Source organism: Polaromonas sp. (assembly GCF_043778355.1).
Classification (GTDB): Bacteria; Pseudomonadota; Gammaproteobacteria; order Burkholderiales; family Burkholderiaceae_C; genus Polaromonas.
Genome location: NZ_JAYWHI010000095.1, coordinates 39,284 through 50,920, shown reverse-complemented (window position 1 = coordinate 50,920; position 11,637 = coordinate 39,284). Strand labels below are relative to the sequence as shown.

The following is an 11,637-nucleotide window of genomic DNA, read 5'->3' as shown; positions in this document are numbered from 1 at the left end:
GTGAACAAGCGTTACGTCGCGGTGGTTGACGGCAAGCTCGCAGACGCGCCAGATGCTGGTGGCTGGGGCCTGATCGACCTGCCGATTGCGGTGGACTGGCCGCGCCGCCCGTTGCGCATCATTGATGCGCAACTCGGCAAGGCCAGCCAGACCCGCTGGCGCGTTCTGGCGCACGATGCAGCGGCCCACAACACACGCCTGGAACTGGCGCCCTTGAGCGGACGCTCGCACCAGTTGCGCGTGCATCTGCAGGCCATCGGCCACCCGATCCTGGGCGACCGGCTGTACGGCAGCGACGCCGTGCAGGCCCGCGCACCCCGGCTGCTGCTGCATGCGAGCCGCTTGCAGTTTGTGCATCCTGTCAGCGCCGAGATGCTTTCTTTCGAAAGTGCGCCGCCCTTCTGAGGGTCGGGCAGACGGTTACGGAACTTTGGCATGCCTGGCGGCATCTGACAGCTTCAACGGAGACCTGCATGCCCACTGACCGCTCCTCCCTGCTACGCCGTCGCACCGTGGCCACCGCGCTGGTCGCCGCCCCCGCCCTGTGGCTGGGCCTGCGCGCCCAGCCGACCGCCGCCCGGCGGGCCACGCCCTCGCAAACCGAAGGCCCGTTCTACCCGGTCGCCCTGCCCAAAGACAGCGACCCTGACCTGCTGCGCAACGGCACGCTGGTTTATGCCGAAGGCCAGCCGGCATGGGTCGAAGGCCAGGTCAGTGACCTGGCCGGCAAACCAGTGGCCGGCGCCCGCGTCGAGATCTGGCAGTGCGACCATGCCGGCCACTACCACCACCCCGGCGACGGCGACCGGGCGGACCGGCGTTTTCAGGGCTTCGGCAGTATCACGGTCGGCGCCGACGGGCGTTATCGCTTTCGCACACTCAAACCGGTGGCCTATGCCGGGCGTACACCGCACATCCATGTGAAGGTCAAACTCGGCCAGCGTGAATTGCTGACCACCCAGCTTTATGTGAGCGACGACCCCGGAAATACACGCGACTTTCTCTGGCGCCGGCTCGATGAGACTGACAGGGCGGCATTAACCGTTCCGTTTGCGACGGGCAGTGACGGCCTGCGGGCGAACTTTCCTATCGTTGTGGCGGCCTGACGGCCACACGCCGGCACGCCTGCCACGGTTTGTCAGTACCATCAGTGCCCATGACCCACCCACTTTTCATTCTGACGGGCGCCTCGCGCGGCATGGGCCTGGCCATGGCCCGGCAACTGCTCAAACCCGGCCATACGCTGCTGTGTATCTCGCGCAAGACCAATGACACCCTGGCCGCACAGGCCAAGCTGGCCGGCGCCACGCTGTTGCAGTGGCCCCAGGACCTGGCGCACAGCGTTGACCTCAGCGCGCGGCTGGAGCAATGGCTGCGCGAGCAGTCCGGGGAAGGTTTCGCCGAGGCCGTGTTGATCAATAACGCGGGCATGATTCCGCGTATCGGGCCACTGAGCGACGCCGACGCCGACGACCTGCACCTGGGCCTGGCTGTCGGGCTCGAAGCTCCCATGCAGCTGACCGCCGCTTTCCTGCGTGCCACCGGGAGCTGGCGGGCCCAACGCAAGGTGCTCAATATCTCGTCCGGTCTGGGCCGCAAGGCCATGGCCTCGCAGTCGATTTATTGCGCGGCCAAGGCCGGCATGGACCACTTCACGCGCTGCGTGGCGCTGGAAGAAGCCCTCAAGCCCAACGGCGCCACCGTCTGCTCACTGGCACCAGGCGTGATCGACACCGACATGCAGACCCAGTTGCGCGGCGCGGACGCAGCAGCGTTTCCAGACCAGGGCAACTTCATCAACCTCAAGGACAAGGGCCTGCTGACCTCGCCCGAGGACGCCGCTGCACGCATCCTGGCCTTCCTGGCCAGGCCGGACTTCGGCAGCCAGCCGGTGGCGGATGTGCGGGATTGATCGGGATTGCTACTATTTTGATAGCTACTCACCCATGATAAATATGGGCAGAAGGCCGATTTTGCGAATAAATCGGGGCAAGGAGCTGGCGCTGCCCTTCCCGCATCGGTAGGGCTGAGGCTCAGGCAGTGGCCGGCTGGCGCTCATCGCGCGCATCCTTGACCCGCGCTGCCAGGTGCGCCAGCGCCTCCTGCACCTGATCGACCAGCACCAGGCACAGGTCGCCGGGCTGCAGGCGTTCGAGGGCAGTGTCGATGGCAACGAATTCACCGCGAATTTCGTCGATACGGGTGGTGCGTGATGCACCGGCCAGGCCTTCACGCAGCAGGGCCATGACCTCGCCGTCGGCGCGCCCGCGCTGGGCTGCGTCCTGATAAAGCAGTACGTCGTCGAAGGCTTTGCCCAGGATGATGGTCTGGTCGCGGATGTCGCTGTCACGGCGGTCGCCGGCGCCCGAAATCACGACACTGCGGCGCTGTCCCTGGCTCGCCGGCATGGTATCCACCGCCGCCACCAACGCGCGCATGGCGTCCGGGTTGTGGCCGTAGTCGGCGATCACGGTGGCGCCCTTGTAGTCCATCACGTTGAAGCGACCCGGTGCGTTGTGCGCGTCGCTGACAAAACTGGCCAGGCCACTCTTGAGGGTCTCCCACTGGAGGCCGACGGCCCAGGCCGCCGCAATGGCCGCCATCACGTTCTCGACCTGGAAGCCGATGCTGCCGCCACGGGTCAGCGGTACATGTTGCAGTGACACACGTTCGCGCCAGGCGCCCTCGGCGGCGACGATGGTATTGCCGTCCACGTACACGGTGCGTTTGCCCTGCGCGCGGTGGGTGGCCATCAGCGGGTGGTGCCGGTCGGCCGCAAAAAAGATCACCTTGCCAGGACAGGTGGGCGCCATGGCCGCCACGATGGGATCGGCGGCATTGAGCACCGCATAACCGGTGGGCGCGACGTTCTGCACGATCACGCGCTTGAGCACCGCCAGGTCCTCGACCGTGGTGATGTAGTTCAGGCCGAGGTGGTCGCCACTGCCGACGTTGGTGACAACGGCCACCTGGCAGCGGTCAAAGCCCAGGCCTTCGCGCAACACACCGCCGCGCGCGACTTCAAACACCGCAGCGTCGACGTCGGGGTGCATCAGCACATTGCGCGCGCTTTTCGGTCCGCTGCAGTCGCCGCTGTCGGTTTGCCGCCCGTCCACGTACACGCCGTCGGTGTTGGTCATGCCGCAGCGCAGGCCGCTGGCCGTCAGCAGGTGGGCGATCAGACGGGTCACGGTGGTTTTGCCATTGGTGCCGGTCACGGCCACCACTGGCACGCGGCCGTCGTCACCATGGGCAAACAGCTCGTTGATCATGGCGCCGCCGACAGCGCGGCCCTTGCCATAGGAAGGCGACAGGTGCATGCGCAGGCCGGGCGCGGCATTGACCTCGACCACGCCACCGTTTTGCGCTTCCAGCGGACGCAGCACGCTTTCGCAGACCACGTCCACGCCGCAGATGTCCAGACCGATCATTTGTGCGGCCGCCACGGCACGCGCGGCCACTTCGGGATGCACGTCGCCGGTCACGTCGGTGGCGGTGCCACCGGTACTCAGGTTGGCGTTGTTGCGCAGGATCACGCGGCGCCCGCGCGCGGGAATCGACTCGGGCGTCAGGTCCTGGACCGCCAGACGCGCCACCGCAATCTCGTCAAAACGGATCTTGGTCAGGGACGTCGCGTGGCCTTCGCCGCGGCGCGGGTCCTGATTGACGATGTCAACCAGTTCGCGCACGGTGTGCAGGCCGTCACCCAGCACCTGGGGCGGCTCGCGGCGCGAGGCGGCCACCAGCTTGTTGCCGACCACCAGCAGGCGGAAGTCATTGCCGGGCAGGAACTTTTCGACCAGCACCTCGCCGTATTCGGCGGCGGCGCGAAAAGCGATGTCCAGATGGTCGCGCGTGGCGATGTTGACAGTCACGCCCTTGCCCTGGTTGCCGTCCAGCGGCTTGGCCACGACCGGCAGGCCAATCTGCAGGGCGGCGGCCCAGGCGTCGTCGGCATCGGTGACCGGCCGGCCGATGGGCACCGGCACGCCGGCGGCCAGCAGAAGTTTTTTGGTCAGGTCCTTGTCCTGGGCAATCGACTCGGACACGGCGCTGGTGGCGTCGAGTTCGGCGGCCTGAATGCGGCGCTGGCGCGAGCCCCAGCCGAACTGCACCAGGCTGCCGCGCGTCAGGCGCCGGTAGGGAATGCCGCGTGCCACCGCCGCGTCCACAATGGCGCCGGTGCTGGGGCCGATGCGTTCGTCTTCGTCCAGGTCACGCAGTTGGGCGATCGCCACGTCCACGTCGAAACCGGTTTCATTGAGCGCGGCAAACACCAACGCCTGGGCCAGTTCAAGCGCCAAGCGGCCGACCGCCTCTTCGCTGTATTCGATCACGGTCTGGTAGACACCGGTCTCCAGTGTGGCGGCCGTCTGGCTGAAAGTGACCGGGCAGCCGGCGTTGGCCTGCAAGGCCAGCGCGGCCGACTCCAGCACATGGGCCAGCGACACCGGGCCGGCATAACCGCCGGGACGCAGTGCACCGATCGCGGGGAAGAGCGAGCGCACGCGCGGCTCGAAGCCGGGCAGCTTGTCGATGGCGCATTCCGCCTCGGTGCAGGTCACAATGGCTTCAAGCGCCGTGTGGCGGCTCCACAGGTTGGGGCCGCGCAGGGCACGGATGCGCGAGACGATCATGGAAGAGTCTTTCGGGACTGGGCGGCGCCGGATTCGAAGGCTTCGATGCCCGCGCCTATCAGGTTAAGGGGAATGCCGAGCGCCCAGGCCGCGGCGATGGCGGCGAGCAGGCTGTCTTCGGCGGTCGGCGCGTGGCGGTCTTGCCAGACCGCGAGTTTGTCGAGGCCAGGCAAAAAGACCTCGCTGCCGCCGGTGGCCAGCACCACCTGGCCCTGGCGCATGAACACGGCGCGGCCGCCGTTGTCCAGGTGAGTCGAGATGGCGTCCAGCGCCGGATCCAGCGCATAAAAAATGACCTCGCCATCACACAGTCCGGCCATGCTCACAATCGCCGGGTCGGCGGCGTTGAGCACGGCCACACCGTCTGGCAACACCACATCGACCTGCGAGCGCATCACCTTGAACATCGGTTCATCGTCAAAGATGTCGAACTCGGCGAGTTTTTCCCAGCCGCCCAGGTCAGTGACCAGGCCGACCTGACAGCGGTCATAGGCCAGGCCGGTGCGCAGGATGGTGTCGGCGCTGTTTTCAAACACCGCCGCCTGGACAGCACGGTTGATCAGCAGGCGCTGGCCGGCCTCCCAGCAGGTACCGTCGGTTTTATCCAGACAGCGTCCGTCCACGAAAAGGCCGTCGCGGCAGGCCAGGCCGGTGTGTTTGCCCGACAGTTGCAGCAGCCAGGCAACCAGCCGGGCGATATGGCGGGTGCCGGAGGACCCGGCCACGCCGACGACCGGGATTCGGCCGCTCTGCGAACCTTCCGGCGCTTCGGGAAACAGGTGGTCGCAGATCGCGCGGCCCACCGGGCGGGGCGCGCCCTCGGCCGGCTTGAGGTGCATCAGCAGGCCAGGCCCGGCGTTGACTTCAACAATCGCCCCGCCCTGGGCCTGCAAGGGTTTGGAAATATCCTTCACGACCAGGTCGATGCCGGCGATGTCCAGGCCGACCACGCGGGCCGCCAGCGACACGATGTAATCCACGTCGGGGTGCACATCGTCGGTGCAGTCAATCGAGACATTGCCGTTGCGCTGGATCAGCACCTCGCGACCGGCGGCAGGAATGTCGCCTGGCGCCAGGCCTTGGCGCTGCAGTTCCAGCACGATGGCCTCTTCCTCGTCGAGCTTGATCAGACTCAGCGGAAAATCTTCCTCGTAGCCGCGCCGCGGATCGATGTTGAGCTGGCTGTCGATCAGTTCGGCCACGGTCGAACGCCCGTCGCCGCGAATGGATGCGGTTTCGCCGCGGGCTGCGGCGACCACCCGGCCGCCGACCACCAGCAGCCGGTGTTCGTGCCCGCGCACATAACGCTCGACCATCACCTCGCTGCCCTGCGGCGCGGCGACGTGGAAGGCGGCTTCAACTTCCTCGCGGGTGTTCAGGTCCATGGACACGCCGCGGCCATGGTTGCCGTCGGAAGGCTTGACCACCACCGGCAGGCCGATGTCCTGCGCGGCCTCCCAGGCGGCTTCGGCGCTGTCGACGATCTGGCCTTCGGGCACCGGCACGCCGCAGGAGGCCAGCAGGCTTTTGGTCAGGTCCTTGTCGCCGGCAATGCCTTCGGCAATCGCGCTGGTGAACTCGCTTTCGGCGGTCCAGATGCGGCGCTGGCTGGCGCCATAGCCAAGTTGCACCAGGTTACCGTCGTTCAGCCGGATATGCGGGATACGGCGCTCGCTCGCGGCCCCCACGATGGCGGCGGTGCTGGGGCCGAGATAACACTCGTCGACCTTGGCCCGGACCCGTCCGACGGCAGCCTGCAGTTCGGCCTCGCCATAAGGCTCGTGATGGGCGCCGTTGTTGATGGCCGCCATCAGCAGGCGGTGGCCCTCGGCCAGGGCGCTGCGGGCCACCTGCTCATCACGGGCGCGGAAGACCATGCGGTAGACGCCGCGCTGCGAGGTGCTGCGCGTCTGGCCGAAACCGGTCGGCATGCCGGCCAGGTTCAGCAGCTCGATCACCACGTGTTCAAGCACATGGCCGGCCCAGGTGCCTTCGATCAGGCGCTGGATGAAGCCGCCGCGCTCGCCAACACCGCAGTGGTGCTCGACCAGGGCCGGCAGCAGGGCCACCAGCCTGTCGCTGAAGCCGGGAATCAGGTTGGAGGGGAAGTCTTCCAGGGGGCCCAGGTCCAGCCAGGTTTCCAGCACCGGCCGGTAAGTCCAGATGTTGGGGCCGCGCAGGTAATTGATGCGCAGAAGCTGGATGTCGTCCTTTTTACTCATGTTTTTATCGCTTGGGTCAACCGCGCGGGTCGGGCGGACGTTCTTTTTGAAAAGCGCTCCGGAAGGGGCGTTTCTGGTTAATAAATGCGGTTTTTCCTGCACGGTTGCTGAATAAGACATCAGCAGCTGCCCCGGCTTGGGCGAAAATCGCCGCTTCGGCCCTGGAAATCCCCAGGGCACAGGTTTTGACGGCTTCCAAACTCACAATGCAAAATTCTCATCCGGTTGTTGTCTCCAGCGAGGCCGGCCAGGCGCAAACGGAATTGCGCGCACAGCTCGCAGCCCATGAGAACGTCTTATGCACGGTGCTGGTTGACCTGAACCGACAACTTCGTTTTTCCCGCGGTTTGCTGGCGCTGACCGACCAGCGGCTGTTGGCTCAGGATACGGAAACCGGCCAGTGGACGAGCTGGGCGTTGCCCGGAAAAACCCCACATGGCGACGCTCCGGCCCTGTCGCTGCGCCATTTTGACCACGCCGGCGTTGCCACGCTGGAGCTGCATGAGGGCACGGCCCGGCGGGCCAGTTGGCGCTTTACCCTGGCTGGGAATGTCCAGGCGCTGCGGCTGCTGCGGCTGTTTGAGCAGCGAACCGCACCATCCGGACCCGAGGCTGCCGACGAGCTCAGCGATGATGTCGCCCTGTGCCCGCTGTGCGACACGGTGCTGCCGCCGGACAGCGAGGACTGCCCGACCTGCGCGCGGGAGCTGCACACCCCGCCATCGACCTGGGTGCTACTGCGCCTGTGGCGCTTTGCCCGGCCGTACCGGTGGCAGTTGCTGGCCGGCTTTTTGCTGACGCTGGCCTCCACCGCAGCCACCCTGGTACCGCCTTACCTGACCATCCCGCTGATCGACGACATCCTGATCCCGTTCCAGAACGGCCAGCGGATTGAATCCTGGAAGGTGCTGACCATCCTGGGCGCGCTGCTGGCAGCGGCGGTGGTGGGCTGGGCGCTGAACTGGGCCCGCACCTACCTGCTGGCACTGGTGTCCGAGCGCATAGGCGCCGACCTGCGCACCGCCACTTTCGACCACCTGCTGGAGCTTTCACTGGATTACTTCGGCGGCAAGCGCACCGGTGATCTGATGGCGCGCATTGGCTCGGAAACCGACCGCATCAACGTGTTTTTGTCGCTGCATGCGCTGGACTTCGCCACCGACGTGCTGATGATCATGATGACGGCCGCCATCCTGTTTTCGATCAATCCCTGGCTGGCGCTGGTGACCCTGCTGCCGCTGCCTTTCATCGCCTGGATGATCCATGCGGTACGTGAGCGCCTGCGCACCGGCTTTGAAAAAATCGACCGGGTCTGGTCGGAAGTGACCAATGTGCTGGCTGACACCATTCCCGGCATCCGGGTGGTCAAGGCCTTTGCCCAGGAAAAGCGCGAAGCCCAGCGTTTTCGCGATGCCAATGCCCACAACCTGATGGTCAATGACAAGCTCAACAAGGTCTGGTCGCTGTTCACCCCCACGGTGTCGCTGCTGACCGAAATCGGCCTGCTGGTGGTCTGGGCTTTTGGCATCTGGCTGGTGTCGAAACAGCAAATCACGGTCGGGGTGCTGACCGCCTTTATCGCCTATATCGGCCGCTTTTACACACGGCTGGACTCCATGAGCCGCATTGTGTCGGTGACGCAAAAAGCAGCGTCCGGCGCAAAGCGCATTTTTGACATCCTCGACCATGTCTCGAATGTGCCCGAGTCCGCCAACCCGGTGCCCATGACCTCCCTGCAAGGCCGCATCGAGATGAGCGGCCTGGGCTTTCGCTACGGCAACCGCGCAGTGATTCGCGGGCTGGACCTGGTGATTCAGCCGGGCGAAATGATCGGCCTGGTGGGCCACAGCGGTTCCGGCAAAAGCACGCTGGTCAACCTGATCTGCCGCTTTTACGATGCGACCGACGGCAGCATCAGTGTTGATGGCACCGACATCCGGCGATTTGGCGTGGCTGACTACCGGCGCAACATTGGCCTGGTGCTGCAGGAGCCGTTTTTGTTTTTCGGCACGATTGCCGAAAACATCGCCTATGGCAAACCGGGCGCCAGCCGTGCCGAGATTGTGGCCGCCGCCCGCGCCGCGCATGCGCACGAGTTCATCCTGCGCCTGCCCCAGGGTTATGACTCACTGGTCGGCGAACGCGGCCAGGGCCTGTCGGGCGGCGAACGCCAGCGTATCTCGATTGCGCGCGCCTTGCTGATTGACCCGCGCATTCTGATTCTGGACGAAGCCACGTCATCGGTGGACACCGAAACCGAGCAGGAAATCCAGAAGGCCCTGGACAACCTGGTGCAGGGCCGGACCACGATTGCCATCGCGCACCGCCTGTCCACCCTGCGCAAGGCCAACCGGCTGGTGGTGATGGATCGCGGCCAGGTGGTCGAGGTCGGACCGCACGACGCGTTGATGGCCCAACAGGGCGCGTATTGGCGGCTCTACGAAGCGCAGGCGCGCCAGGTCGACAGCGAAGGCAACCAGGACGCCGAAGAAGGCCGGATCGCGCTGGCGACCTCGCAGGTAGCGCATACCGCGCAGCGGAGCGGCAATGTCTGAAACCCCATCGATGATTCCTTTTCAGCTTGAACGCCACACCTCGGGCCGCCTGTTGCTGACCGACAGCCAGGGCCAGCAACACCTGGGCGTGGTGCCGGTACGTGCGTTCCCGATCGCAGCGCCCGATGAAGGCATTTCGCTGGTCGGCAGCGAGGGCCATGAGCTGGCCTGGCTGGAGCGGCTGGATGGCTTGCCGCCAGCGCTGCGCAGCCTGCTGGAAGAAGAGCTGGCCCTGCGCGACTTCGTGCCCGAGATCACATGCATCCTCAGTGTTTCAAGTTTTGGCACACCCAGCACCTGGGCCGTGGAGACGGATCGCGGCAACACCACGTTTGTGCTCAAGGGTGAGGAAGACATACGCCGCCTGAGCCGCCAGTCGCTGCTGATCGCGGCCGGCCACGGCGTGCACTTCAGCGTGAAGGACATGGGGACGCTGGACCGGGCGTCGCGGCGACTGCTCGAACGGTTTCTTTAGATTCGCTATCAATTAGATAGCTGCTTGCGCCCGCCAGATATGGGTTACAAGCCAATCTAATGCCGGATCCGACTGTATTGGGCAGCAGATCGCGCCTCCGCTCAGTCGCGCACGATCAGGATGGGCAGGTGGGCGTGGGCCAGCACCTGGGCCGCCACACTGCCGAGTACAAGTTTTTCCAATCCGCGTCGGCCGTGAGAACCCATGACAATCAGGTCGGCCCCCACCGAGTTGGCAGTTTCCACAATGCCGCGATAGATGGCATGGCTTTCCACGATGGACGAGGCCACCGTGATGCCCGCACTCTCGAGCACCAGGGTTGCCCCGGTCAGCGCCTCCTTGCCTTCTGCTGTCGCCGCGCCCAGGTACTGCGCCTGGCCATAAGCAAAGTCGGCGCCGACACCGCTGAAGGCATAAGGATCAATCACGTAAATCGCAGTCACCGTGCTGCCGAAGGCCTGGGCCAGACCCCTGGCCTTTTCGACCGCCATCAGCGAAGTCTGTGAGCCATCGACGGGCAACAAGATGTGCTTGAACATGATTTCAATCTCCTCAAAAAATCAGGCTTCGATCTTCACGCCTTTCCAGAACGCCACACGGCCTTTGATCTCTTCAGCTTCAGACTTGGGGTCGGGGTAATACCAGGCGGCGTCGGTATTCATCTCGCCATTGACGAGCAGCGAGTAATAGCTGGCCTGCCCTTTCCATGCGCACATGGTGTGGTGGTTGCTGAACGTCACGTAGTCACGGTTAAGCGTGCTGTCCGGAAAATAATGGTTACCTTCGATGGTCACGATGTCGTCGCTTTGCGCAATGACTGCGCCGTTCCAGATGGCCTTCATAACACTTCTTTCTTCGGTTGCAGGTCCGCCGTCGGGACAGGGATGGGTTGCAGACAATCTTCGCACAGTCTGCAGCGGCTGGGGTGGCGGCGCAGGCATTTCAAAAACCAAAAAAAGAGGCGTGATGGCAAGCCATCACGCCTCTTTCATTCATCATTCATGCCTGCCTTGCGGCGGGCAGCGCTCAGGCCATGCGCAGGTTGTTGCCTTCAACAATCACTTTGGAGCCAACGGGCACCGAGCTGGACACCTCAACATTGCGGGTCGAACCGTCATTCATGCGCACACGCACCTGATAAACAGTGACCTTTTTCATGTTTTCCTCGATCTTGTTGCCGGCAAAAGCACCACCGGCGGCACCGAGCACGGTCATCGCGGTTTTGCCGCTACCGCCGCCGACCTGGTTGCCCAGCAGGCCACCAATCACGCCCCCGGCAACCGTGCCAAGACCCACCGTGGTGTTGCCGACAGCCACGCCGTTGACCTGGCCCTGGCGCTGTACGGCTGTCACGGCTTCAACCGTGCCGCAGTCGGCACAAACCACAGGTTTGGGAGACGGGGCCGGCGCCGGGGCCTGGGCCACCACAACAGGGCGCTGCTGAACCACCGGCTTGGCAGGGGTTGTTGTGTTGCTGGCCAGCTTGCTGGTCGTGCTCGACTGCGTGGTCGGCGCCATAGCGGTGGTTCCACCGGGCTGTGCGTCAGAACGGTTGACCACCAGCGCGGCGGCAAGCGCCATCACTGTGACCCCCAGAACAGCCGCGATAGCGACCAGCGCCTTGCTGTGCTGCATGCGCTGCGGAAAACCAGGCTGGCTGCCTGGCGTGGCGGGAACTTGATTGTTTGTATCCATGATGGGTACTCCTTGTTAGAGCCTCTGTTGTAACCAGTTCATGTCAACGCCAA

General features: G+C 64.9%; 11 protein-coding genes. 5 read left to right on the top strand and 6 right to left on the bottom strand.

Annotated features, from left to right (window positions below):
* The 3 genes from ACH2CW_RS13770 to ACH2CW_RS13760 all read left to right on the top strand — a co-directional run.
* Window positions 1–405: pseudouridine synthase (locus ACH2CW_RS13770; protein WP_395059072.1), on the top strand; the 405-nt coding region annotated here is incomplete at its 5' end.
* A 68-nt stretch (window positions 406–473) separates the two neighbouring features.
* On the top strand, window positions 474–1,106 hold the full coding sequence (locus tag ACH2CW_RS13765) for an intradiol ring-cleavage dioxygenase (protein WP_395059070.1): 633 nt from the start codon (window positions 474–476) through the stop codon (window positions 1,104–1,106).
* Window positions 1,107–1,156: 50 nt separating this feature from the next.
* Entirely contained in the window at window positions 1,157–1,912 is a 756-nt protein-coding gene (locus ACH2CW_RS13760) for an SDR family NAD(P)-dependent oxidoreductase (RefSeq protein ID WP_395059068.1), read from the top strand.
* Window positions 1,913–2,033: 121 nt separating this feature from the next.
* Here ACH2CW_RS13760 and cphA (ACH2CW_RS13755) read toward each other — a convergent pair whose 3' ends face one another.
* The 3 genes from cphA (ACH2CW_RS13755) to ACH2CW_RS13745 are packed head-to-tail and all read right to left on the bottom strand — an operon-like array spanning window position 2,034 to window position 7,064.
* Window positions 2,034–4,637, bottom strand: a complete 2,604-nt coding sequence (gene cphA, locus ACH2CW_RS13755) for a cyanophycin synthetase (protein WP_395059066.1) — start codon at window positions 4,635–4,637, stop codon at window positions 2,034–2,036.
* Window positions 4,634–6,859: a cyanophycin synthetase gene (gene cphA, locus ACH2CW_RS13750; protein WP_395059064.1), complete on the bottom strand. Its 2,226-nt coding sequence runs from the start codon at window positions 6,857–6,859 to the stop codon at window positions 4,634–4,636. The genes cphA (ACH2CW_RS13755) and cphA (ACH2CW_RS13750) overlap by 4 nt, the downstream gene beginning before the upstream one ends.
* A gap of 16 nt (window positions 6,860–6,875) precedes the next feature.
* Entirely contained in the window at window positions 6,876–7,064 is a 189-nt protein-coding gene (locus ACH2CW_RS13745; RefSeq protein ID WP_395059062.1) for a hypothetical protein, read from the bottom strand.
* Window position 7,065: 1 nt separating this feature from the next.
* Between ACH2CW_RS13745 and ACH2CW_RS13740 the strand changes: the two genes are divergently transcribed.
* The gene (locus ACH2CW_RS13740; RefSeq protein WP_395059060.1) at window positions 7,066–9,414 is read left to right on the top strand and encodes an ABC transporter ATP-binding protein; all 2,349 of its coding nucleotides are present in this window, start codon (window positions 7,066–7,068) and stop codon (window positions 9,412–9,414) included.
* The gene (locus ACH2CW_RS13735; RefSeq protein ID WP_395059058.1) at window positions 9,407–9,889 is read left to right on the top strand and encodes a DUF1854 domain-containing protein; all 483 of its coding nucleotides are present in this window, start codon (window positions 9,407–9,409) and stop codon (window positions 9,887–9,889) included. The genes ACH2CW_RS13740 and ACH2CW_RS13735 overlap by 8 nt, the downstream gene beginning before the upstream one ends.
* A 101-nt stretch (window positions 9,890–9,990) precedes the next feature.
* Here ACH2CW_RS13735 and ACH2CW_RS13730 read toward each other — a convergent pair whose 3' ends face one another.
* The 3 genes from ACH2CW_RS13730 to ACH2CW_RS13720 form a co-directional block, all read right to left on the bottom strand.
* Window positions 9,991–10,428: a universal stress protein gene (locus ACH2CW_RS13730; RefSeq protein ID WP_395059056.1), complete on the bottom strand. Its 438-nt coding sequence runs from the start codon at window positions 10,426–10,428 to the stop codon at window positions 9,991–9,993.
* A 21-nt stretch (window positions 10,429–10,449) separates the two neighbouring features.
* Window positions 10,450–10,731, bottom strand: a complete 282-nt coding sequence (locus ACH2CW_RS13725; RefSeq protein WP_395059054.1) for a DUF427 domain-containing protein — start codon at window positions 10,729–10,731, stop codon at window positions 10,450–10,452.
* A gap of 184 nt (window positions 10,732–10,915) precedes the next feature.
* Entirely contained in the window at window positions 10,916–11,584 is a 669-nt protein-coding gene (locus tag ACH2CW_RS13720) for a glycine zipper 2TM domain-containing protein (protein WP_395059052.1), read from the bottom strand.
* Window positions 11,585–11,637 lie beyond the last annotated feature (53 nt).

Excerpts from the sequence above, each read along its gene's own strand:
- ACH2CW_RS13730 (WP_395059056.1), bottom strand. The coding sequence starts at position 10,428 with ATGTTCAAGCACATCTTGTTGCCCGTCGATGGCTCACAGACTTCGCTG.
- cphA (WP_395059064.1), bottom strand. The coding sequence starts at position 6,859 with ATGAGTAAAAAGGACGACATCCAGCTTCTGCGCATCAATTACCTGCGC.
- ACH2CW_RS13765 (WP_395059070.1), top strand. The coding sequence starts at position 474 with ATGCCCACTGACCGCTCCTCCCTGCTACGCCGTCGCACCGTGGCCACC.
- ACH2CW_RS13725 (WP_395059054.1), bottom strand. The coding sequence starts at position 10,731 with ATGAAGGCCATCTGGAACGGCGCAGTCATTGCGCAAAGCGACGACATC.
- ACH2CW_RS13735 (WP_395059058.1), top strand. The coding sequence starts at position 9,407 with ATGTCTGAAACCCCATCGATGATTCCTTTTCAGCTTGAACGCCACACC.
- cphA (WP_395059066.1), bottom strand. The coding sequence starts at position 4,637 with ATGATCGTCTCGCGCATCCGTGCCCTGCGCGGCCCCAACCTGTGGAGC.
- ACH2CW_RS13740 (WP_395059060.1), top strand. The coding sequence starts at position 7,066 with ATGCAAAATTCTCATCCGGTTGTTGTCTCCAGCGAGGCCGGCCAGGCG.
- ACH2CW_RS13720 (WP_395059052.1), bottom strand. The coding sequence starts at position 11,584 with ATGGATACAAACAATCAAGTTCCCGCCACGCCAGGCAGCCAGCCTGGT.
- ACH2CW_RS13760 (WP_395059068.1), top strand. The coding sequence starts at position 1,157 with ATGACCCACCCACTTTTCATTCTGACGGGCGCCTCGCGCGGCATGGGC.